This is a genomic window from Collinsella sp. OM06-18AC, from assembly GCF_003438785.1.
GTDB lineage: Bacteria > Actinomycetota > Coriobacteriia > Coriobacteriales > Coriobacteriaceae > Collinsella.
The window spans coordinates 1-23208 of the sequence record NZ_QSTX01000009.1; the positions used below are offsets into that span (position 1 = coordinate 1).

Consider the following 23208-nt stretch of genomic DNA (forward strand, 5'->3'; position numbering starts at 1 on the left):
GGAGGGGCGCCGGGGGCGGGAATCTGGGCGTACACATTTCCTACACAATTTGGGATCCGACTAACGTTTGCCAGCCGTTAACTACCGCTCGCCGAGCATCTCTTTATATAAGGCAGTCTCATGGTTAAAGCGGATACGTTCCCCTAGCTAAAGCACAGCCAGCATCGAGCAACTCATCACGCTCTTCCACTGAGAACCCCTCGGCGTAGACGCGCACCACTGGTTCGGTCCCGCTAGGACGGACCAGCAGCCACGTGTCATCCTCGAATGCTAAACGCAAGCCATCCATATGACTAACGTTTTGCGGCACCTTGCCACAAATCGACTTGGGGTTTACGCCCGGCAGCAGGGTTCGTAACGTTTCGGCATCTTCGGCCTCAAGGCGTAAATCGCGTCGACCGTAACTCGTCTTACCAAAACTGTCCTCGAGTTGGTCGACCAGAACGCCCAAAGGCGCGTCCGTCTTTGCCATAAGCTCACACAGAATCAGACAGGCGAGGATTCCATCGCGCTCGGGCATATGCGCGGCGATGCCGATACCACCGGCTTCTTCGCCGCCTATGAGGACGCCACCCTTCTTCATCTCTGCCGCTATATATTTGAAACCGACTGGTTTGACGGTCACGCGGCAGCCAAGCGACTCGGCAATGCGACGCACGAGCGTCGAGCACGAAAGATTGACGACAACGCGCCCCTCCAAATTACGAAATTGAACCAAGTCGCCCAAAACGAGCGCCATGATCTGATGCGGATGTATATATCTGCCGCGCTCGTCAACCGCGCCGATACGGTCGGCGTCGCCGTCGGTCACCAGGCCAGCGCAAGCTCCGTCCTCGATAACCGTATGCTCGCAAGCGTCCACCCACGGCTCAACGGGGTCGGGGCAGATATCTTCTTGGTCAGGCGCCTGCCCGGCGTGAATCTCGTGCACCTCAACGCCAAGCTCGCGCAGCAAGTCGGCTAGATAGCCCTGGGCTGCGCCGCCCATGGGGTCAACAACCACGCGCAGGTGCGCGGCGCGGATGGCTTCGGCATCGACAAACGATGCCACCGCTTGCATATAGTCAGGAATGATATCCGCGGTGCGATATTGCCCCTCGATCTCCATTGGCTCGGGAGCCATGGTCTCTTCGAGCTCTTCGATGACATCCTGGTTGGCGGTTGAGCCGTCACCCATGCGAATCTTGAGGCACAGATAACCCTGCGGATGATGGGACCCCGTCACCATGAGTGCGCCGCACGCCTCACCGTCATAAGCCGCCGCCCACGTAAGGGCAGGGGTCGGAACAGGTCGCGAAGCGAGCACGGCGTCTAGCCCGTGCGCTGCTAGCACACCCGCCGCAAGCTCAGCGAACTCGCGCGCCAGGGGCCGAGTGTCGAACCCTATATATACCGTTTTGCCCGGATTGGTCTTTTGCCACAACTCGCCGACGGCATCGGCGATACGGGCAACGTTATCGGCAGTGAAGTCCTCATCGACGCGAGCGCGCCAACCGTCAGTTCCAAAATGAATTATCGCGCACACGCGCAGACACCTCACAGTGTTTGGATCATGGTACGCATGAGGTATACCCGCGATACACACTCGGCAACCTGCCGGCACCAGCATTCACCATTTGGGCAAATGCTGCCGAGGACATGCAGGCAATAAAACCGCCCCGTATGGAGCGGTTTTGCCCTTTATATATCGAGCGCCTCGGCCATCGCTGCCGTAGTGATTGCCGTGGTTCCACAGCAACTGCCCACCATTGCGGCACCGGCATGTCTCCATTCGATGCATGCGCGCGCGAAAGCTTCGGGGTTCTCGTGCCATACGGGGCCATCCTGAGTCTGGACCGGATCGCCCACGTTGGGACGCACCGTGACGGGAGTAGTCGCCGATGCAACCATCCTAGGCACCGCCGCGTTCGCGGCCGCAAGCGAACAGCAATTAACACCAACCGAGTTTGCGCCGTGTTTTTCGGCGTACAAAACGGCTGCCTCGATGTTGAGGCCATCGCCCAACAGGTCGCCTTTGTCATCAACGACAAAACTCACCAGGACAGGCATGCCGTCAGCGGCATCTCGAGCGCCGGCAAGCATGGGCTGCAAATTACGGATAGACGTCACCGTCTCGATCAGCAGACCATCAACACCAGCATTGAGCAAGGCGTGCGCCTGTTCGCGCGCAATGCCTCGGATCTCACGAAACTCGGCAGAGTCCTCGGCAAACCACTCAATACCGATCGGGCCCATCGAGCCCAGCAGCAGCTGAGGGTGCGCCTGGCGGGCATCGTCGACGGCCCCGCGATTGACCTCCGCCACGGACGGCGCAATCTGGTCGTGCTTGAGGGCATAGCTTGATGCCTGAAAGGTATTGGTAATGAGCACCTGCGCACCGGCGGCGACATACAAGCGATGGATACGAGAAACGGTCTGCGGCTCCGCCAGATTCCAAAACGCCGGTGGAATATCGGCGGCGTCGTACTCACTCAACAGAACACTGCCCATGGGGCCCTGCGCCAACAAGGTCTCGCTCGACAAGCGGCGCGTAAGTTCCTCGGCACCAAAGCGGTTGTAATAACTCGTATCCATATATATCCCGCTATTCCTCGACGCTGATTCCCTGCTTTTCGAGATAGGCGAGCCAGCGGCTCATCGTGTCCTCGGATAGCGCATGCTCCATCATGCAGGCCTCGGAATCGGCTCGCTCAAATTCGACACCGAGCTCCTGAACCAAAAACGTGCGGATGAGGCGATGACGGTACCAGATAGCCGTGCCAACCTCGCGGCCGCGATCGGTCAGGATTACCTTGCCATAGTGCGATTGCTCGACAAGCTCGGATGCCTTGAGCGCCGAAACCGCTTTATTGACCGATGCCTTGGAGACGCCAAGGCGCTGCGCGATGTCGACCGATCGCACGCCGTTGGTTTCCCCCTCTTCGCTTTCAATGCGAACCATGCACTCCAAGTAGTCTTCGTTCGCCACCGTCAGATGTAGTTCGCGCGAGCTATTTGTCGTATCCATGATCTTCCGTCCCTTCTGCATTCAATGGCTGATTCTACCCCATCCAAGCGTCGCGGTATGCCGTGGCATACCGTGCTAGAGTTCTTGTTGCACACGACGACCAAGATTGGAGCGGTCTTTATGGAAAACACCACCACGAACCCCGATGTCCTCGAACGCTTTTTGCGCTACGTCCAGATCAACACGCAGTCCGAGGATGCAAACTGCGACCAGGTACCCTCGAGCGCCGTTCAGTTTGATCTTGCCAACGTGCTGGCTGAAGAGCTGCGCGAGCTTGGTGCGGAAGATGCCCACGTGACCGAGCATGCCTATGTCTGCGCGCATATCCCCGCAAGTGCGGGCGCTGAGGACAAGCCCGCCCTGGGCCTGATCGCCCATCTCGACACCACCGAAGTTGCACCGGGCGCCGGCGTGAAGCCGCACATCGTACACTACGAGGGCGGCGACCTGGTCTGCGGCACGGTTGACGGTAAGCCCGTTGCCATGAGCACCGCCAAGCTTCCCGCCCTGAACGACCTCGCGGGTGAGGACCTGGTCTGCAGCGATGGCACCACGCTGCTGGGCGCGGACGACAAGGCAGGCGTCGCCGAGATCATGTCGCTTGTCGCGCGTATCGCTCAGGACCCTTCTCTGCCCCATCCCGCACTCGGCATTTGCTTCTGCCCTGACGAGGAGATCGGCCACGGAGCCGAGCTGCTGGATATCGATACCTTTGGCTGCAAGTACGCCTACACGGTCGACGGCGGCCCCATCGGCGAGCTGGAGTGGGAGTGCTTTAACGCCGCCGAGGCGACCGTCTGCTTTGAGGGCCAGTCCATCCACCCGGGCGACGCCAAGGGCCGTATGGTTAACGCAGGCAATCTGTTCTGCGACTTCAACGCGTTGCTCCCCTACGAGCAGCGTCCGGAATACACCGAGGGCTACGAGGGCTTCTGTCACCTTGAGGGCGTCTCGGCAACGGTCGACCATGCCACGGCGCGCTATATCGTCCGTGATCACGATGCCGCCAAGTTCCAGCAGAAACTCGACCTTATTGATGCCGCCGCCTCGATGCTCAACCAGCGTCTGAGTGAGGAGCGCGTGACAGTCGAGATTAAGCAGCAGTATCGAAATATGGCCGAGATCGTTCGTGACTATCCCGAGCTTATTGATGTTGCCAAGGAAGCCTACCTTGCCTGCGGCGTTGAGCCCCAAGTGCTGCCGATTCGTGGCGGCACCGACGGCGCTCAGCTGTCGTTCCGCGGTCTGCCCTGCCCCAACCTTTCCACCGGCGGCTATTGCTACCACGGCGTCAACGAGTTCGTCCCGGTCAGTTCGCTCGTCAAGATGACCGACGTGCTCCAGGAGCTCGTCGCCCGCTTTGCATAAGCCTGGCTGCACAAGTCAAAAAGACGAATCGCCCCGTCCTCAACCAAGAACGGGGCGATTTTTTGCTGCAATGAGAACAGGTTGACGCACGCCAGCCTCTTAACGCAAGGAGTGTCCCAAACTGCCGGCACAAAAGGAACGTCCCCAAGTGCCGCAAAATGACGACATCCACTCTCGCTTTGTGGGTAGTCATTGGGGAGGTTCTTGTTTGACTAGTCGTTTAAAAACGTCCCCAATGACTACCCAACGACTAGTCCGGACCAAGGCAACGCCGATGTTTTGGCAACGACAGCGAAAACCCGCCAGAGCGAGCAAGGTGCCTTGAAACGAGGCGGCATTGATCTTTTGATCATGCCGCCGAAGTTGAAAGGCAGATTGCCGCTCTGGCGGGTTTGCAGCGTCAACTGGTTACGCGGGCTGGTAAGCCCGCGTAACCCTAATAATTGGCCTCGTAGCCGTTGCCGTCGCCGGTGGGCTCTTCGTAGTAGTCCGAATCGCTCGAATCGCTTGAGTCATCAGAATCGTCAGAGCTGACCGATGAGGTTGCAGTACCGTTTGCGTAGTCGTCAGACGTGTTGTTGCTGAGGTCACCGATCGTAGAGCTGGAACCGTCGGAAAGACCCATGGTGTTGGGACCCTTGGGATCCTTGCCGGCATCGACGCGCTCCATCATTTCCTTGAGCTCGTCCTCGTAGACAAAGACGTAGCTCACACCGTCGATCATGGTGCTGTCGTCGGCGTACGAGGGCAGGTTGGCCGAGTAGATACCGTCGACATCCATACCGCGCATGGCATTGACCGTAGCCACGATATCCTGAACGCTCATATCGGTTACGAGCATATCGGACAGCGAATTAACCAGGCCAAAGATCTTCGTGGCATCGAAGTTATTGAGAATCTGGTTGGCAAGGGCGCCAAGCACCTGACGCTGGTGGCGCATGCGCGTGTAATCGCCGTCGGCATAGGTGTAGCGGCAGCGGGCATAGGTAAGGGCGGTGGCACCGTCCATATGCTGCTGGCCAGCGGTAATCTTAATATCCAGGTGCTCGGGGTCGTCAACATCATCGGTTGCGTTAATGTCGATACCGCCAACCGAATCAATCAGCGCCTGCATACCGTCGAAGCTGACCTCGGCATAGTGGGAAATCTGAACACCGCACAGCTCGTTGACCGCCTCGACCATGGCCTCGGCGCCGCCAACGGTATGGCAGGCGTTGATCTTCATGGTCTCGCCCTTGTACTCGACCTTGGTGTCGCGCGGAACGGAAATGAGCGTCGCCTGCTTTTGCGTGGGGTCGATGCGTGCCAGGATAATCGAGTCGGCACGATACGTATCCTCGCCCGGACGGCCGTCGGTGCCAAGAAGCAGCACGTAGAACGGATCCTTTGCCTCATCGGTGTCAACCAGAACCCGACGCAGATTGTCAGTAATGACATTAGAATCGCCGAGCTTGCCCATAATGGTGGCAAACCACAGGCCGGCAGCGGTAGTGGCACTCAGCAGCACGCCAAGCACGACAATGAGCGCGACGTGACGAATCGTGTGGCTACGGCGGCGTTGACGAGCGCGCTCGGAATAGCGAGCCACGTTATCGCGACTGTAGATCTTGGCCTGCGCACCAGTTGAGGGTCTTCGGGTGGTGGTATCCGCGAGGGGCTTTTTATTAAACATAGGCAACCTGTATTAGTAGATGACGGGATCGGGGACGGTAGCATGCTCGACATGCGCGCCGAGCGCCTGCAGCTTTTCGACAAACTGCTCGTAGCCGCGCTTGATGTGATGGATAGCCGAAACCTCGGTCGTCCCGTCGGCGATCAAGCCCGCTACGACGAGGGCCGCTCCGCCGCGCAAATCGGGCGAGGTAACCTGTGCACCCGAGAAGCCCTTGACGCCATGAATCATGGCATGATGGCTCTCGATACGAATGTCGGCACCCATGCGCACCAGCTCAGAGGCAAACATAAAGCGATTCTCGAAGATGTTCTCGGTAATAACGGAACTGCCGTCGGCAAGGGCGGAGAGCACCATAATCTGCGCCTGCATGTCGGTCGGGAAACCGGGGAACGGAAGCGTCTGGATGTCGACCGGCTTGATACGCTCGGCACGGTTCACATGGACGCCATCCTCGACGCGCTCGCAGTCGATACCCATGAGCTCCATCTTCTTGAGCACCATGCCCAAATGAATGGGGCAAAAGCCCGTGACATCGACACCGCGATCGTCCGCCATCAACGCACCGGCGACGATAAAGGTACCGGCCTCGATGCGGTCGCCCACCACGCGATGGATAACGGGATGGAGCTCTTCCACGCCTTCGATAGTCACGACGGGCGTACCGGCGCCAACAATCTTGGCGCCCATCTCGTTGAGCATGTTGGCGAGATCGACGATCTCGGGCTCGCGGGCGGCATTGTCGATAACCGTGGTGCCCTGTGCGCGCACAGAGGCCATGATGAGATTCTCGGTCGCACCGACGCTGGCGAACTCGAGCGTGACGGTGGTACCGCGCAGACCTTGGGGCGCATTAGCGTTGATGTAACCGTGGGCGGTATCGAACTCAACGCCCAGGGCCTCAAGACCAAGAATGTGCATATCGATCTTACGAGCACCCAGGTTGCAGCCGCCCGGCATGGCAATTTTGGCGCGATGGAAGCGGCCCAGCAGGGGCCCCATGACGGCGGTGGAAGCGCGCATCTTGGCAACGAGCTCGTAGGGGGCCTCCCATGAATCGACCTGAGAGGTATCAATCTCGAGCGTGTGCTCGTCGAGAACATCGATCGTAGCGCCCATGCCCTTGAGCACCTTGCCCATCACGTGGACATCGGAAATATCGGGCACGTTCTGCAGCGTCGTCTTGCCCGGCGCCAGAAGCGTTGCCGCCATGAGTTTGAGCGCGGAGTTCTTGGCGCCCGAGACGGGCACGGAGCCTCCGATGGCGTGGCCACCCTCAACGCGGATAATATCCAAGGTCTACCCTTTCAAAAAGCATGCCCGGGGTGGCTGGGCCATCCCGGGCATGATGTGTTCGCAAATGGTCGAACGCTAAATCGTTTGACTATTGGGCAAGCTTGAGCTTACACCATGCGATTTCATTATAGAGGTAGGCGCGGCGTGCATCATCCTCCGACAAATTACCCAGCTTCTCTTCAAAACCTTGAATATCAGCTTTAAGCTTGTCGGCATCGACGGTCGCCAAATCGCAAGCGCGCTCGGCGAGAACGGTCACGACATCGTCCGCAACCTGGGCATAGCCGCCGGCCACGGCAAACGTGTGGTCGACAGTGCCCATGGCCTTATCGGAAACGCGAACGTAACCGCGGTCGATCGTGCAGATCTCGCTGGAGTGAGCAGGCAGGACGCCAAACTCGCCATCCGTGGACGGAATCGACACAAACGCAGCGTCGCCCTCATAGGCGCAGCTCACGGGGCACACGATGCGGATACGCATAACCTACTTCTCCCCCATCTTGCGGGCGCGCTCGCGCACGTCTTCAATCGTGGAAGCATAGCGGAAAGCCTGCTCGGGCAGGTCATCGGCCTTGCCGTCGACAATCTCGGCGAAAGAGCGGACGGTATCCTCGACGCGGACGTAGACACCGGGGTTGCCGGTGAACTTCTCGGCGACGTGGAAGGACTGCGAGAGGAACTGCTGAATCTTACGGGCACGGTTGACCGTAAGGCGCTGCTCCTCGGACAGCTCGTCCATACCCAGAATGGCGATGATGTCCTGAAGGTCGGAGTACTCCTGCAGGAGCTCCTGGACCTTGACGGCGACACGGTAGTGCTCCTCGCCGACGATCGAGGGATCGAGAGCGTCGGAGGAAGATGCGAGCGGGTCGATAGCCGGGAACAGGCCAAGCGACGAAATGCTACGCGAAAGAACCGTGGTGGCGTCGAGGTGCGTAAACGTCGTGGCAGGCGCCGGGTCGGTCAGGTCGTCTGCGGGGACGTAGACAGCCTGGACGGAGGTAATGGAGCCCGTCTTGGTCGAGGTAATGCGCTCCTGGAGGTCGCCCATCTCGGTTGCCAGCGTGGGCTGGTAACCAACGGCGGACGGCATACGGCCCAGCAGTGCGGAAACCTCGGAACCTGCCTGGGAGAAGCGGAAGATGTTGTCGATGAACAGCAGAACGTCCTGGCCGCGATCGCGGAAGTACTCAGCGGTGGTAAGGCCGGCCAGACCGATGCGCAGACGCGCTCCGGGCGGTTCGTTCATCTGACCATAGACCAAGCAGGTCTTGTCGATAACGCCAGACTCGCTCATCTCGAGGAACAGGTCGGTGCCCTCGCGGGTACGCTCGCCGACGCCGGTGAACACCGAGGTGCCGCCGTGCTCCTGGGCGAGGTTGTTGATGAGCTCCTGAATCAGAACGGTCTTGCCGACGCCGGCGCCGCCGAACAGGCCGGTCTTGCCGCCACGGATGTAGGGCTCGAGCAGGTCGACGGCCTTGATGCCGGTCTCGAAGATCTCGGTCTTGGTGGTGAGCTCGTCAAAGCGGGGCGCTGCATGGTGGATGGGGTAGAACTCCTCCACCTCGGGCATGGGCTTGCCGTCGACGGGCTTGCCCATGACGTTCCAAATGCGACCGAGCGTCTTGGGACCAACGGGCATCTTCATGGGCTCACCGGTATCGGTGGCGATGAGGCCGCGCTGCAGGCCGTCGGTCGAGGACATGGCGACCGTGCGGACGACGCCGCCCGGAAGCTGGCTCTCGACCTCGAGGATCGTGCTCAGATGACCGATCGGGGTCTCGGCCTCGACCGTGAGCGCGTTGTAGATCGGGGGCACCGCGCCGTCAAACTTGACGTCGACGACAGGGCCGATGATTCGCACGATGCGACCATCACCGGCAGTCGTCTTCTTGGTGGCTTCCTCGACCGCAAGCTTTACGGTGTTATTAGCCATTACTGTTCCTCCAATGCTGAGGCTCCGCCGACGATCTCGTTAATCTCGGTCGTGATCGAAGCCTGGCGCACGCGACTATACGTGCGGGTAAGGGTCGAGATGATCGCGGTGGCGTTTTCCGTCGCGGAGTGCATGGCCTTGCGGCGTGCACCCTGCTCGGCAGCCGCCGAATCGATCAGGGCCTGGTAGATGACCGTCAGGATATAAGACGGCACAAGCTTGCCGAGAACATGCTCGGGAGAGGGCACGAACTCGAACGTGGACGAGATGCGCTTAGGGGCGTCGGTCTCGTTCTTACGCGGACCGTGGGCCATAGCGATCATCTCGGGGTCGAGCGGCAACAGATGCTCGACGCGAAGCTCCTGATCCACGCGGTTCTTGGCGTGGTGGTAGACAAGCTCGACACGGTCAAGCTCACCGGCACGATACGCATCGCAGATATGAGAGGAGATCATGCGGGCCTGATTGAAATCGGGCTCAGAGGAGTTGCCCTCAAAGTGCATGACGACGTTTGCGCGGTCACGGAAATACGTGGCCGGCTTACGCCCGCACGCGATGATCTCGCACTCGATGCCGTCGTTCGCCCAAGAAGCGGCGAGCTTTTCGGCCGTGCGCTCCACCGTCGTATTGAAACCGCCGGCAAGGCCGCGGTCCGAGGCAATAACGACAATCAGGCCATGCTTGACGCTCTCATGCTTCTGCAGCATGGGATCGGTGCCCGAACAGGAGGCGTCGCCGGCGACCGTCAACATGACGTCGGTCAGCGCCTCCTTATAGGGCTCGGCCTGCTTGGAGCGATCGAGGGCACGACGGATCTTGGCCGTAGAGACCATCTCCATCGTGCGCGTGATCTGCTTGGTCGTGGTAACCGAGGAGATTCGCTTCTTAATGTCGCGAAGGTTGGCCATAGGGCTTAGTTCTCCTCTGATCCAGTCGTATCGGCATGGTGCTTGGCCATGAACTGCTGCTTGAAGTCGCCGATGACGCGCAAGAGCTCAGCCTTGGTGTCATCATCGATCTTCTTGGCGCGAACCTTGTCGAGCAGCGAACCAAAGCCATTGTCCATGTACTCGATGAGCTCGGCACGGAAGGGCAGCACGTCGGCGATCTCCAAGTCATCCAGGAAGCCCTCGTTGCCAGCGAACAGCGTAACGATCTGCTCGCCAACCTCAAACGGCTTGTAACGCGGCTGCTTCAGGAGCTCGGTCATGCGAGCACCATGGGTCAGCTGCTTCTGAGTAGCCTCGTCGAGGTCGGAGCCGAACTGCGTAAAGCCAGCGAGCTCCTGGTACGAAGCGAGGTCCAGACGGAGGTTGCCGGCGACCTGCTTCATGGCCTTGGTCTGCGCATCGCCACCGACGCGGGACACGGAGATGCCCACGTCGACTGCCGGGCGCTGACCCTGGAAGAAGAGCTCGGACTGCAGGTAGATCTGACCATCGGTAATGGAAATGACGTTGGTCGGAATGTAGGCCGAGACGTCGCCGTCCTGGGTCTCGATGATCGGAAGAGCCGTCATGGAGCCGTAACCGTTCTTCTTGGACATCTTGACAGCACGCTCGAGCAGACGAGAGTGCAGGTAGAAGATGTCGCCAGGATAGGCCTCGCGTCCGGGCGGACGATGCAGCGTCAGCGACATCTGACGGTAGGCCACAGCCTGCTTGGACAGGTCGTCGTAGATGACGAGCACGTGGCCGCCGGGGTTGGTCTCGCTGGCGGGCTTGCCGTCCTCGCCGTTGTACATGAAGAACTCGCCGATAGCGGCACCGGCCATAGGCGCGATGTACTGCATAGGGGCGGAATCGGCAGCGGTGGCCGAAACGATGATGGTGTAGTCGAGCGCACCGTGCTGAGCGAGGGTCTCGCGGATGTTGGCAACCGTGGAGGCCTTCTGGCCGATGGCGACATAGATGCAGACCATGCCCTTGCCGCGCTGGTTGAGGATAGCGTCGATGGCGATGGCGGTCTTACCGGTCTTACGGTCGCCGATGATGAGCTCACGCTGACCGCGGCCAATAGGCACCATGGAGTCGATAGCGAGCAGACCGGTCTGAACCGGCTCGCACACCGGGGTACGATCGATGACGCCGGGAGCCTTGAACTCGATGGGGCGACGGTGCGTGGCGACGATGTCGCCCAGGCCGTCGATGGGCTGGCCGAGCGGATTGACGACGCGGCCGAGCATGGCGCGGCTCACGGGGATATCCATAATGCGGCCAGTGGTGCGGCACTCGTCGCCTTCCTTGATGGAGTCGACGGCACCGAACAGAACGGCGCCGACCTCGTCACGGTCAAGGTTCTGGGCAAGGCCGAAGACGGTCTCACCGGTATCGGAGCTCTTGAACTCCAGAAGCTCGCCTGCCATGGCGCTCTTGAGGCCGGAGACGCGCGCGATGCCGTCGCCTACCTCGTCGACCGTTGAAACCTCATGCGTATCGACCGTCGCGGAGAGGCTCGTGAGCTGCTCCTGCAGTTTCTTGGCGATATCCTGGGCATTGAGGGTTTCGGACATTAGGCTTCACCTCCGTACGAATTAGCAGAGTTTGCGAGGGTCTCCTGCGCGATGCGCAGCTGCGTCTTGACGGAAATGTCACGACGCTCGCCGCGGGCCTCGAGCACCAGGCCGCCCACGATAGACGGGTCAACCTGCTCGATAAGGAATACCTTGCGGCCGAAGTCCTGCTCGCATTTCTTAGTGATGGTTTGACGCAGCTCGTCGTCGAGCGGGATCGCCGTGGTGACGGTCACGCCCACTACATCCTCGTCTTCCTCGGCAACATACTTAAAGGCAGCTGCCACCTTGGGAAGAAGGTCGAGCTGGTCGCGCTTGGACATGGTGTCGAGCACGGCGATGATCTCGGGGCTGGCAGAAGCCAAGCGCTCGATCATCTCGAGGTCCTCGAACACATGGTTCTCGGCCTTAGCGGCTTCCAGAAGGGAGCGCGCGTAGGTCTCGAGCACCTTGTCCTGATAGCGGCTAGTCGGCATTCAGGCTACCTGCTTCCTGGATGTAGCGCTCGATGAGCTTCTTCTGCTCGGCATCGTCCTCGAGTGCCTCGCCCACGATCTTGGTGGCGACGGCAACGGACAGGTCGGCGATGGAGCTCGCGGCACCGGCGTAAATGGACTTGCGCTCGTCCTCGACGGTCGTATGGGCCTTGGCGATGATCTCCTCGGCCTCCTTGTGAGCAGCCTCGATGATACGGGCGCGCTCGGACTCGGCGTCCTTACGGGCCTCGAGAACGATGTCGGCAGCCTGACGACGGGCGTCGGTGACGATCGAGTCGGACTCAGCGCGCTTGGCGATAGCCTCCTGCTTGGTCTTCTCGGCCTCGTCGAGGCTCTCCTCGATCTTCTTGCCGCGCTCCTCCATGGTTTTCATGATGCCCGGCAGGGCGACCTTGGCCAGCACGATCCAGATAATCAGGAAGGCGATAAGCGCCGGGATGAACTCCGCCATCTTAGGGATGAGGATGTCCACACCGGCAGCGCCGTCCTCGGCGAACGCGGAAACCGGCATGAGCAGCGCGGCCGCGGACGCGGAGAGTGCGATCGCGCTCTTCTGGGATGAAAGATTCATACTTGACGCTCCGTGCTATTTAACGATCAGCGCGACAACGAAGCCGATCAGAGCCAGAGCCTCGCCGAAGGCGGAGCCCATAATGAAGACGGTGAACACGCGGCCCTGGACCTCAGGCTGACGGGCCATAGCACCCGTAGCACCCAGAGCAGACAGGCCGATAGCAAGACCAGCGCCGATAACACCGAGACCGTAACCGATAACTCCCACGATTCCTCCTTTGTCGTGCGTGTCTTATTTCACGCAGGATAACCTTTTTATAACTGCCGGGCTCCATGGGTACGGGCACCGGCGGTTTAACGAATTACCTTACCTTTAAGGCGCGAACGGAAGACTACTCCTCCTCCGCGACCTCCTCTGCCTCGGAGACATACACGGCGGTAAGGACCGTGAAGACGTAAGCCTGGATGGCGCCGACCACAAGCTCGATCGCATAGATCAGGATGAGGATGGCAAGCCAGGCCAGCGAAGGCAGGGCGCCAACGGCGTGGGCCGCGGAAACCTGCTGAAGCAGCGGCTGCATGAACATGCTCGCCATGATGGCGAACGAGCCCATGACCACGTGTCCTGCGAACATGTTGCAGAACAGACGGACGGCGAGCGTGATGAGGCGCAGGAAGGTCGAGAAAAGCTCGACGACCCACACGAGCACGTTCATCGGGAAGCTCACGCCCTGCGGGGCGAGGCTCTTGATGTAGCCGATCACGCCGTGAGCCTTGCATCCGTAGTAGATGAAGTACACGAAGGCGAAAATGGCGAGTGCGGCGGTGGAGCCGATTGCGCCGGTGCCGGGCTTCATCCCCGGAATCAGGCCGATCATGTTATTGATCAGGATGAACAGGAAAAGCGAGCACAGGAACGGGAAGTGCTTCTTCCAGTTCTCACCCACGACACCCTTGCCGATATCGTTCTCGACGTACTCGATGATGTACTCGAAACCGTTGACGAAGAAGCCCTTGGGAACCAGGGTCTGCTTCTTCTTGAACACGGCCAGGACGATCAGGAGCACGATCGTGGAGACGATCAGCCAAAACGAGTACTGCGTGATGCCGCAGCTCAGATCGCCCACGACAGGGGTGGAGCTGAACTCGCTGACCAGATGATTAATCTCATCAGGCAGCTTTTCAAAAATTTCCACGACTTACCTTTCGACCTCATGAGGATCTCGCAGCGCCTTGGCGACACGAACCGCGCAGGCGGCCATAAAGGCCACGAAGCCGATCGCCTCGCCCAGGAGGAACATGCGAAATGCCTCTCCGAACAACACAAACACAACCAAGGTAAAGACGAGCAGGGCGATTGCCGAGACCGCCAGACTCACCATACCCTTGAGCATGTCCGCATTCTGTTTATCGTCAAGAACCGGCTTGAGCGTAAAGACAAAGGGAAGGAAGGCAATTGCGCCCGCGATGGCGCCTGCAACGATAGCGAGCAGATCGGCTATCTGAAACACTGGCGTCCTCACTTTCCTTTTTAACGCTTCACAGAACAGTTCCCGCCAAACATTGGTGACTATTGTACGAGCCAATCGCTAAAGTACAACCGAAAAAGCATCGGTTAATACGCACCTGTTCGTTTTCTTAAGACCTTCTTTATGCCGCAGGTACGGTAATACGTTTTTCTCGAACCCTGCAGGGCAAAACGTCCGTTAACAGGAGTGCGCGCGGTCGCCTTTTGTTCGTCCGCGCGCACCGTTTCTTCGTATTTGCAGCCGCGGCCGTTTAGCCCAGCGACTAGAGCGTGCCGTAGATGCGGTCGCCGGCGTCGCCGAGGCCGGGAACGATGTAGGCAGCCTCGTTGAGATGGTCGTCGATGGCGCAGGTATAGATATGCACATCTGGGTCCTTCTCGGTCAGCGACTTGAGGCCCTCGGGGGCCGCGACGATGCACAGCATGCGGATGTCCTTGACACCGCGCTCGCGCAGGTAGCTGATGGCCATCTCGGCCGAACCGCCCGTGGCAAGCATGGGGTCGACGACCAGGCAGATGCGCTGGTCGATATCCTTGGGCATCTTGCAGTAATACTCGTGCGGCTCGTGGGTGACCTCGTCGCGCTCCATGCCGATGTGACCCACGCGAGCGGAGGGCACCAGGTCGAGGATGCCGTCGACCATGCCAAGGCCCGCACGCAGGATGGGCACGATGGCGAGTTTCTTGCCGGCAAGCTGTTTGAACGTGGCGGTAGTGATGGGGGTCTCGACCTCGACGTCTTCCATAGGCAGGTCGCGCATGGCCTCGTAGCCGTCAAAAAGCGCGAGTTCGCGCACGAGCTGGCGGAACTGGTTGGTGCCGGTGTTTTTGTCGCGCAGGATCGACAGCTTGTGCTGGACGAGCGGGTGATCGACAAGCGTCACACGGGACGCATCGTAGGTGACGGTCATGGATTGATTGCCCCTTTCGTTGCGGCCGCAAAACGGCCTTGCTGACAAGGTGTGCAGCAATGTTGCCGCCGCACGCCATGCATTAGTTTAGCGGTTTGTTGTATCGAGCAGCCCATCGCAGCCCTACTGTGAGGTGCTGAGCGAGCGCCTGACTGCATCACGCCAGCCCGCAAGGTTTTGCTCGCGGCGCTCGGCGGACATGTGGGGAAGGAAGGTCCTAACGATCTGGGCATTTTGCTCCAGCTCTTCCAGGTCTTCCCAATAGCCGACGGCAAGACCCGCCAAGTACGCGGCACCGATTGCCGTGGTCTCCACCGTCTCGCATTGCAGCACGGGGATATCCAGCAGGTCGGCCTGGAATTGCATGATGAACTCGTTGCGCGAGGCACCGCCATCGACAGACAGGCGCTCAATCGAAAGCCCCACGTCCTGCTCCATGGCGCGCAGCACGTCGTAGCTCTGATATGCCATGGATTCGCAGGCGGCACGTACGATGGTCGCACGGCTCGAGGCGCCGGTCAGACCGCACACGATACCGCGAGCATGCGGGTCCCACCAGGGAGCACCCAAACCCGCAAAGGCGGGAACGAAGTAGCAGCCCTCGTTGTCGCTAATCGAAGCAGCGAGTTGTGCCGACTCGCTCACGCTCGAGATGATGCCCATGTTGTTGCGAAGCCAGTTCATCATTGAGCCGGCGGCAAAAATAGAGCCCTCGAGCGCATAGCTGACTTTGCCGTCCGCAGCGATACCGATGGTGGAGACCAGGCCATTCTTGGATTCGACGATCTCGTCGCCGGTGTTCATGAGCATAAAGCAACCCGTGCCATAGGTGTTTTTGGTCTGGCCGGGACGGAAACAGCAGTGGCCGAACAGCGACGCCTGTTGGTCACCCGCCACGCCCATGATGGGCGGCATGTTGGTCATGATGTCGCTCGCGACGCGGCCGTAGTCGCCCGAGCTCCAGCGAACCTCGGGCATCATGGAACGTGGAACGTCAAAGAGTGCCAGCAGGTCGTCGTCCCAATCGAGCGTATGGATATTAAAGAGTGCCGTGCGGCTGGCATTGGTGTAGTCGGTGGCAAAGACCTGGCCGCCGGTGAGGTTGTAGATGAGCCAGGTGTCGATGGTGCCAAACATGAGGTCGCCCGCCGCCGCGCTTTCGCGTGCGCCGTCGACGTTGTCGAGAATCCACTGCACCTTGGAGGCCGAGAAATACGGGTCGAGCGTGAGTCCCGTGCGGGAGCGCACCAGCCCTTCTGCGCCCTGCTCGACAAGCTCGTCGATCAAAGGTGCGGTACGGCGGCACTGCCATACGATAGCGTTATAGATCGGCTGACCGCTCACGCGATCCCAGACCACCGTGGTCTCGCGCTGGTTGGAGATGCCGATGGCAGCAATGCGGTCGGAGTGGATACCGCTCTTAAACTGGACTTCCATCATGACGGCGATCTGGCTAGCAAGGACCGCCATGGGGTCTTGCTCCACCCAGCCGGGACGCGGGAAGCTGGTTTTGACGCTGCGACGTGCCTGCGCGACGATGCATCCGTACTCGTCGACGATGGTCGCAAGTACCGAGGTGGTGCCGCAGTCGAGCGCCATGATGTAGGAACCGCCAAAGTCAAACGAGGCATCTTCCATGCCCAGGCTGCCCAGATTCAACGACATCGCTTAAACCTTTCTATTGCATCGGGTCGGACAGGACCCGTTCGATCTCTGATGCGGGAAGTGCGCCTTGGCGCAGGATCTGGAGCTCGCCGTGCTGAAACGACACGATGGTCGAGGCGTCGCGACACGGGGTCTCACCGGCGTCGACGGCAACATCGACCCCCTCCAGGATGCGACCCTCCACCGTGATAAAACTTGCCGGCGCGGGCGCGCCATGCGTGTTGGCGCTGGTGCAGGCAAGGGGGCTGCCACAGGCGCGAATGAGCGCCTGCACCACGGGCGAGGCCGAAGCGCGAAGTGCCACCGTGTCGTCGGCAGCGCGCATAAAGGTCGGCACGCAGGGGGCTGCCTTGACCACGATAGTCAGGGCTCCCGGCCAGCATCGTCGCGCGAGTATGCGGGCATCTTCCGGGATATCCACGCCATAGCGGTCGAGTGCTTCGACGCCATCGACCAGCCAAGCGACGGTTTGCGTGAGTTCACGTTGCTTGAGAGTGAAGATACGGCGATAGCCGGTGCCGAGCGCAGGAACTGCGGCGCCATTGACGGCAGCCTGCGGATCGCGCGGCCACGATGGGAATTCGCTTGTATCTTGGGGCACGGCGTCCGAGAAGGCGTTGACTGCCACGGCGACACCGTAGACGGTCTCGGTCGGGATCAAAGCCAGGCCGCCGCGGCCGAGCACCTCGGCCGTGCGCTCGACGGCAAGCCGATGCGGCTCGCGCGTTCCCTCGTATACCCGATAGACCGTCTGCATGTGTATGCCAGCCCCTTACGCTCTGGTGCAAGTTTGTTTACTGTGGGGCATTCTCGCACGAAACGTTCAACCTATTTGCCCGGAGCGCATGTTGGTTTGGTGAGCGGCTCTAGTAGTCGGTGAAAGTGAGGGGGTTATTGGACTGCGACGAACTTCTTTGGCCTGCCGGCGTGACGTTCTTGGGCGGCGTAACGCTCGATGCTGTCTATCGTTATCATCCGACGGCCGTCGACGAGTTCAACATCGAGCTTTCCGGCTTTGACCAGCGCGGTAATCCGCGGAGCGGAGACTTTGAGGTCCAGCGCTGCGTCTTTAAATGTTCGGCACGCCGCTTCCCGAGCGTCCTCGTGGTCGATTTCGACTGAAAGGGCCACGACCTCGGCCGAGCGTTCGTACCCTGCCGGAGTCAAACCGTTGTTGAGGTCGTCGGCCAAAAACGCCATCAGTGCCTCGGTGGCATGGGCAATCGCTTCTTCGCGCGTATCGCCATCGGCAAAGGCGCCGGGAATCTGCGGGAAGCTAGCGCAGTAACCATCGTCTTCTTTTATGAGAACGCAGTCATAGGTAAATCGCTGCCTCATTTTGCCTCCAACTACCATCCAGCTTGGCGACGAATACTTGCCCACGTGCCCTTCTTTGGTCGATCACCACCAGAGCCGTTCACGGTGACAACGCGGTCACCAGAAACATACTTAGCATGACTACCGACTTGCGCGACCTTCACGAATCCATCGTGCTTGAGTAGGGCAATGATTTCCCGAAAGGTAGGAGGTTGCATGGGCCGACCTCTTTCAGCCGTCCTAATTATAAACTACTTTATAATTTTTGCTAACCAGTTAATAAATATTACTGGCGTTGCTTGGGCTCGGTGACGATGGCTCGGACAATGCGGGGGCGATCGGTGAGGTCGTGGACGATACGCACGTCCGAAAGGCCTGCTTGACGACAGAGCTCGGCCGCGGCGTCGAGCGCGCCCTCGTAGAGCTCGCAGGCAAACAGGCCGCCGGCACGCAGCATGTAGGGCGCCGCGTTGAGCAGGCGGCGGAAGATATCGAGACCGTCGGCACCGCCCTCGAGCGCCAGATCGGGCTCAAAGTCCTTGACCTCATGCGGCAGCGAGCGCATGACGTCGGTCGGGATGTAAGGTGGGTTGGAGACGAGCACATCAAAGGTGCCCCACTCTTCGCGGGGAATGGAACTCACCAGGTTTGTGAGGCTGAAGGCGACCTCGTCGGACGTGAGGCCAAGCGCATCACGGTTTTTGGTGGCCAGATCGATGGCGCGCGGCTCGATATCGGTAGCAGTGCAGGTAACGTGGCCGCGGCGCTCCCAGGCAAGGGAGAGCGAAATGCAGCCCGTGCCGCAGCCGACCTCGAGAACGCGGGCAGTGCGGGGCTCGGCTGGGGCAGATACGTTGGCCTCGGCGGCATCTTGCGCGGGAGTCGCCTGTTGGTCGTTGTCCTCAATGGCGATGCCGTATTCGTCGAGCTCGGGCTCGGGGGTTTCCATGGCCTCTGCTTCTGCCGCTTCGGCTTCTGCCGCCTGCGCGGCGGCTTCCTCGGCCTCGCGATCGGCCAGTTCCTCGGCATAAGCGCGACTGCCCAGCACATCGCCGCCTAGCGCCGCCTCGTCGGCAGCTGTGAGGTTGGCGGCACGGCGCTCGGCCGTCGCTCGCTCGTCGGCCAATGCGGCCTCGGCCTTGCGTGCCTGCTCGACCTCATCGTTCCAAGGCAGCTCAACACGCTGACGGGCAGCGGCCTCGGGGCTCAGTACCTCGGCATCCAGATAATTGAGGACTTCCTCGACGAGCATCTCGGTCTCGGGGCGCGGAATGAGCACACCGGGGGCGCACGCGACGTCGATCATGCGAAACTGCGTGCTGCCCGTGATGTATTGCAGCGGCTCGCCCTTAGCGCGGCGGACAACGGCCGCATGCATGGTCTCGAGCTGGGCCGCGTCAAGCGTCTCGTCCATACGCATATATAGGTCAATGCGCGCCAGGCCCGTGGCGGCGCACAGCAGCCACTCGGCAGAAAGACGGGGGTGCTCCTCGCCGCGCTCGGCCAGGTACTCCTTGGTCCACTCGAGACAACGCTTGATGGTCCAAATCTCGTTTGCCATGGGGCCCTCCCCTCTTAAGCGCCGGACGGCGCGCGAATGTCGGAGCAGATTGTAAGCGAGGCCAGCGCTTGGCAAGGGGCGATTGAAGGCGATTATCGAGAATCAGCCCAGAATTTTGCACCGAGCTCGCTCAAAGTGTTCATTCGCTGACGTCTAAATTTGCATTCGTCAAGCTTTTGGCAAGGTTGCCCCAAAACTGACCAATATCTAACCAAATACTTGCCAAATCACTTGACGCGCGACACGCCAAAATTCGCCCCACGACTTCTCGAACGATATTTTGAGCATTATTTTCGATCGCAAACGAATGCCACTCATTGTTTTAAGCAGGTAAACAGCTCAATGCCTATCAAAGCTGATTGAATAACACCTCAAAGCAATGTGCACAACCTAGTCATTTAAGAACGTCCCCAATGACTACCTTGGATACCCCGCAGGTTGAGCATAAGTCAGCGAAAACGCCCCTAAGCGAGCAAGGTGACGTGAAAGAGGAGGGAAGCGTACTTTGGTACGCGACCGACGATTGAACGTCAGATTGCCGCTTAGGGGCGTTTGCAGCGTCGAGCAGTTACGGCGTTTGGTAAAACGCCGTAACCTAAACGGCCTGTGCCAGCTTCTCGGCACGCTCGGCGGCGGCGAGCGCCTCGATGACGGTGCCGAGCTGGTCGCCCAGGAGGACGCCGTTGTAGGTGGAGTTGAAGCCGATGCGGTGATCGGTCACGCGGTCCTGGGGCTGGTTGTAGGTACGGATCTTCTCGGAACGGTTGCCGTGGCCGATCTGGCTCTGGCGCTCGGCACCGAGCTCCGCCTGCTGCTTCTCGAGCTCCATCTCGTACAGACGGGCGCGCAGCATCTGCATGCAGACTTCGCGGTTCTGGATCTGGGAGCGCTGTTCCTGCGACTGCACCACGGTGTTGGTGGGCAGGTGGGTGATGCGCACGGCGGAGTAGGTGGTGTTAACGCACTGACCGCCAGGGCCGGAGGCACAGTAGGTATCGATGCGCAGGTCGGACTGGTTGATCTGAACGTCGATCTCCTCGGCCTCGGGAAGCACGGCGACGGTTGCCGTGGAGGTCTGGATGCGACCCTGGGACTCGGTCTTGGGAACGCGCTGGACGCGGTGCACGCCGGACTCGAACTTCATGACGGAGTAGACGCGGTCGCCCTCGACCTTGAACTCGATGGACTTAAAGCCGCCGGCCTCGCTGGGGCTGGAGTCGAGCACGGTGGTCTTCCAGCCGCGCGACTCGCAGAAGCGCTGATACATCTTGTACAGATCGCCGGCAAAGATAGCCGCCTCGTCGCCACCGGCGGCGGAGCGAATCTCGACGATGGTGTTCTTGTCGTCGTTGGGGTCGCTCGGGATGAGCATGTACTTAATGTCTTCCTCGAGCTGGGGAAGCTTGGCCTCGTTTTCGGAGATGTCCATCTGGAGCATCTCCTTCTCATCGGCATCGGTCGTATCGTGGAGCATTTCCTTGGCAGCCTCGATGTCATCGAGCGCGCCGATGTACTCGCGCGAGGCGGCGATGAGGTCGGACTGGTGCGCGTACTCCTTGTTGAGACGCGTGAACTCCTTGATGTCGGAGGCAACGGCCGGGTCGGAAAGCTTCTTCTCGAGCTCCTCATAGGCCTTGATGATCTTTTCGAGCTTGTCGCGCATGGCGGGACTCCTTTATATGCGTGAAGGTGAAAATCGGCAGAGTTGATGGGGCGCGCGGCGCCGCTGCGGGGGTAAGCCCGGCTAGAACATGTCGATCTTCAGATACATGCGCATCCCTTCGCGTATGGGGTACATAGTTGCGGTCTAACCCATACATGATAGCGTGCGCAGGCAAACCTGCATATAACCCGCACGGAATGAGTGGACATAGCCGTTGGGGACGTTCATTAACGACTAGTCGTTTAAGAACGTCCCCAACGGCTAACAAAGGGACTGTCGCTTTGTCACATTCTAGAGCGTTTGAAGCAGAGCGATGAAAAAGCGTACGCCCTGGAGGTAGGCGCGGCGGGTGATGCGCTCGTTGGTGCCGTGGACACCGCGCTCGCACTCGTCATCGTCTACCACAAAGGCCGAGAAGCGAATGCACTCGGGGCAAATGCGCTGGTAGTTGGCAGCATCGGTCGCGCCAATCACGGTCGAGGGAACGATACCGATAGGAGCTCCGCCCGCCGCTGATGATCCGTTTTCCTCCGTCCCCTCTGGATCACGGAAATAGCGGGCGGCGATGGCGCGGACGGTCTCGAGTCCCGGTCCGCCGATGCGCGGAGACGGCGAGGGTTCGGAGCTGCCAGGACCGAGCTCGATCTCGACACGGTCGGCGAGCCCCGCCTCGGCAACGGCGACGCGGCAGCAGGCCACGACATCGGCCACACTCGTGCCCTCGAGCATGCGGAAATTGATATTGGCCCACATATCCTGCGGCATCACGTTAGCACCGGTGCTACCGCCCTCGATTTGGGTCGGTGCACAGGTGGTGGTCACGAGCGGATAGAGCTTCTTGCTGGCAAGGCACTCGCGCACGATGGCGTCCTTGTTGGAGGCAATCTCGTCGGCCGTGCAGAGTCCCAGCTCGACGAGCTGTGCGACAAGCAGGTCCGTGACGCGCGTCGGCCATTCGATATCGCAGATTGCGGCGATGGCGCGGCCGAGCACCTCGAGCGACGTGCCGCCGTAGGGGTTGGAAGAATGTCCGCCCTCGCTACGCGTCCTCAACACGATATCGGCGTAGCCCTTCTCCGCGAGATCGGCATGCATAAGCCAGCCCTCGCCCGCGCCGTACTCGGCAGCCGGAACGATGCGGTAGTCGCCCTCGTCGATCAGGTACTCAAGCTCAATGCCGCGCTCCTCGAGCGCGCGGCCGATGGCGCCTGCGCCGTACTGCGTCGTCTCCTCGTCCTGACCAAAGGCCAGGAGCAGCGTGCGCTCGTGCTGCCAACCGTGCGCCAGCGCATACTCAACCGCCTCGAGAATACCTGCGACCTGGTCTTTCATGTCGATGGCACCACGGCCCCAAATGTAGGCGTCGTCCACATGTCCGCTAAAGGGGGCGTGCGTCCAATCGGCCTCAGTACCCGGCACCACGGGGACCACGTCCATGTGACCCATGAGCATAACGGGCTTGAGGGCAGAGTCGGAGCCGGAAAGCGTCACCAGCAGCGAATGATCGATGAGCTCAGCCTTACCCGCCGCAAATACGTGCGGCCAGGCCCGCTGCATATACGCGCGCAGGTCGTCGAACGGCTGCCAGTCCACCGCCTCGGCATCCATGCTCGAAATGGTCGGAAACGACAGCACGCGGCCCAGGCGCTCGCACGCGCCGACCTCGTCGATATCGGCAAAATCATCCTCGTGCGCAAAGAAGCGCCAAACCTCGGCCATGCCTTCCTCCAAAAACAACGTGGCAAAGAGGCGGTCCCTT

Annotated in this window: 23 protein-coding genes; 1 reads left to right on the forward strand and 22 read right to left on the reverse strand. The window is 60.3% G+C overall.

The annotated features are described in order from the left end of the window. Positions 1–124: 124 nt before the first annotated feature. The 3 genes from DXB86_RS06670 to DXB86_RS06680 form a co-directional block, all read right to left on the reverse strand. Positions 125–1525, reverse strand: coding sequence for a phosphoglucomutase/phosphomannomutase family protein (locus tag DXB86_RS06670; RefSeq protein WP_233504171.1), 1401 nt, complete (start codon positions 1523–1525; stop codon positions 125–127). Between the two features lie 155 nt (positions 1526–1680). Then, complete coding sequence (locus DXB86_RS06675; RefSeq protein ID WP_055252635.1) at positions 1681–2574, reverse strand: homocysteine S-methyltransferase family protein; 894 nt, start codon at positions 2572–2574, stop codon at positions 1681–1683. Positions 2575–2584: 10 nt separating this feature from the next. After that, positions 2585–3007, reverse strand: coding sequence for a metal-dependent transcriptional regulator (locus DXB86_RS06680; RefSeq protein WP_040359600.1), 423 nt, complete (start codon positions 3005–3007; stop codon positions 2585–2587). A gap of 120 nt (positions 3008–3127) precedes the next feature. Here DXB86_RS06680 and pepT point away from each other — a divergent pair, with 120 nt between their 5' ends. After that, positions 3128–4375: a peptidase T gene (gene pepT, locus DXB86_RS06685; protein WP_117736597.1), complete on the forward strand. Its 1248-nt coding sequence runs from the start codon at positions 3128–3130 to the stop codon at positions 4373–4375. Between the two features lie 436 nt (positions 4376–4811). Here the strand turns inward: pepT and DXB86_RS06690 are convergent, their stop codons facing one another. The 19 genes from DXB86_RS06690 to DXB86_RS06780 all read right to left on the reverse strand — a co-directional run bounded on the left by DXB86_RS06690 (position 4812) and on the right by DXB86_RS06780 (position 23168). After that, complete coding sequence (locus DXB86_RS06690; RefSeq protein ID WP_117736598.1) at positions 4812–6047, reverse strand: LCP family protein; 1236 nt, start codon at positions 6045–6047, stop codon at positions 4812–4814. A 12-nt stretch (positions 6048–6059) separates the two neighbouring features. Beyond that, the gene (murA, locus tag DXB86_RS06695) at positions 6060–7343 is read right to left on the reverse strand and encodes a UDP-N-acetylglucosamine 1-carboxyvinyltransferase (RefSeq protein WP_089573101.1); all 1284 of its coding nucleotides are present in this window, start codon (positions 7341–7343) and stop codon (positions 6060–6062) included. Between the two features lie 88 nt (positions 7344–7431). Beyond that, positions 7432–7824 carry an ATP synthase F1 subunit epsilon gene (atpC, locus tag DXB86_RS06700; protein WP_006235718.1) on the reverse strand — a complete coding sequence of 131 codons (393 nt, stop codon included), beginning with the start codon at positions 7822–7824 and terminating at the stop codon, positions 7432–7434. 3 nt (positions 7825–7827) lie between these two features. Then, a complete protein-coding gene (atpD, locus tag DXB86_RS06705) occupies positions 7828–9282 on the reverse strand; it encodes a F0F1 ATP synthase subunit beta (protein ID WP_006235717.1) in 1455 nt (484 codons plus the stop codon). Further along, positions 9282–10190, reverse strand: coding sequence for an ATP synthase F1 subunit gamma (gene atpG, locus DXB86_RS06710; RefSeq protein ID WP_006235716.1), 909 nt, complete (start codon positions 10188–10190; stop codon positions 9282–9284). Before atpG ends, atpD begins: the two co-directional genes overlap by 1 nt. 5 nt (positions 10191–10195) lie before the next feature. Beyond that, positions 10196–11794, reverse strand: a complete 1599-nt coding sequence (atpA, locus tag DXB86_RS06715) for a F0F1 ATP synthase subunit alpha (protein ID WP_117736599.1) — start codon at positions 11792–11794, stop codon at positions 10196–10198. Then, on the reverse strand, positions 11794–12270 hold the full coding sequence (locus DXB86_RS06720) for a FoF1 ATP synthase subunit delta (RefSeq protein WP_006235713.1): 477 nt from the start codon (positions 12268–12270) through the stop codon (positions 11794–11796). The genes atpA and DXB86_RS06720 overlap by 1 nt, the downstream gene beginning before the upstream one ends. Further along, a complete protein-coding gene (gene atpF / locus DXB86_RS06725) occupies positions 12260–12862 on the reverse strand; it encodes a F0F1 ATP synthase subunit B (protein ID WP_117736600.1) in 603 nt (200 codons plus the stop codon). The genes DXB86_RS06720 and atpF overlap by 11 nt, the downstream gene beginning before the upstream one ends. Positions 12863–12877: 15 nt before the next feature. Continuing rightward, positions 12878–13072, reverse strand: coding sequence for an ATP synthase subunit C (locus DXB86_RS06730; RefSeq protein WP_022094262.1), 195 nt, complete (start codon positions 13070–13072; stop codon positions 12878–12880). Between the two features lie 124 nt (positions 13073–13196). Then, entirely contained in the window at positions 13197–14000 is an 804-nt protein-coding gene (gene atpB / locus DXB86_RS06735) for a F0F1 ATP synthase subunit A (RefSeq protein ID WP_022094263.1), read from the reverse strand. A gap of 3 nt (positions 14001–14003) precedes the next feature. After that, entirely contained in the window at positions 14004–14315 is a 312-nt protein-coding gene (locus tag DXB86_RS06740) for a hypothetical protein (RefSeq protein WP_035138788.1), read from the reverse strand. A 280-nt stretch (positions 14316–14595) separates the two neighbouring features. Beyond that, entirely contained in the window at positions 14596–15243 is a 648-nt protein-coding gene (upp, locus tag DXB86_RS06745) for a uracil phosphoribosyltransferase (RefSeq protein WP_040359658.1), read from the reverse strand. A 123-nt stretch (positions 15244–15366) separates the two neighbouring features. After that, complete coding sequence (gene glpK / locus DXB86_RS06750; RefSeq protein ID WP_117736601.1) at positions 15367–16908, reverse strand: glycerol kinase GlpK; 1542 nt, start codon at positions 16906–16908, stop codon at positions 15367–15369. A 13-nt stretch (positions 16909–16921) separates the two neighbouring features. Continuing rightward, on the reverse strand, positions 16922–17665 hold the full coding sequence (locus tag DXB86_RS06755; RefSeq protein ID WP_089573104.1) for an L-threonylcarbamoyladenylate synthase: 744 nt from the start codon (positions 17663–17665) through the stop codon (positions 16922–16924). Between the two features lie 134 nt (positions 17666–17799). Beyond that, complete coding sequence (locus DXB86_RS06760; protein WP_128620077.1) at positions 17800–18291, reverse strand: type II toxin-antitoxin system HicB family antitoxin; 492 nt, start codon at positions 18289–18291, stop codon at positions 17800–17802. After that, positions 18258–18443, reverse strand: coding sequence for a type II toxin-antitoxin system HicA family toxin (locus DXB86_RS10200; protein WP_089573106.1), 186 nt, complete (start codon positions 18441–18443; stop codon positions 18258–18260). Before DXB86_RS10200 ends, DXB86_RS06760 begins: the two co-directional genes overlap by 34 nt. Before the next feature lie 68 nt (positions 18444–18511). Then, positions 18512–19786: a HemK/PrmC family methyltransferase gene (locus tag DXB86_RS06770; protein ID WP_117736602.1), complete on the reverse strand. Its 1275-nt coding sequence runs from the start codon at positions 19784–19786 to the stop codon at positions 18512–18514. Positions 19787–20381: 595 nt separating this feature from the next. After that, a complete protein-coding gene (gene prfA, locus DXB86_RS06775; RefSeq protein ID WP_055252487.1) occupies positions 20382–21449 on the reverse strand; it encodes a peptide chain release factor 1 in 1068 nt (355 codons plus the stop codon). A 291-nt stretch (positions 21450–21740) separates the two neighbouring features. Continuing rightward, positions 21741–23168: a M20/M25/M40 family metallo-hydrolase gene (locus tag DXB86_RS06780; RefSeq protein WP_117736603.1), complete on the reverse strand. Its 1428-nt coding sequence runs from the start codon at positions 23166–23168 to the stop codon at positions 21741–21743. Positions 23169–23208: the final 40 nt, after the last annotated feature.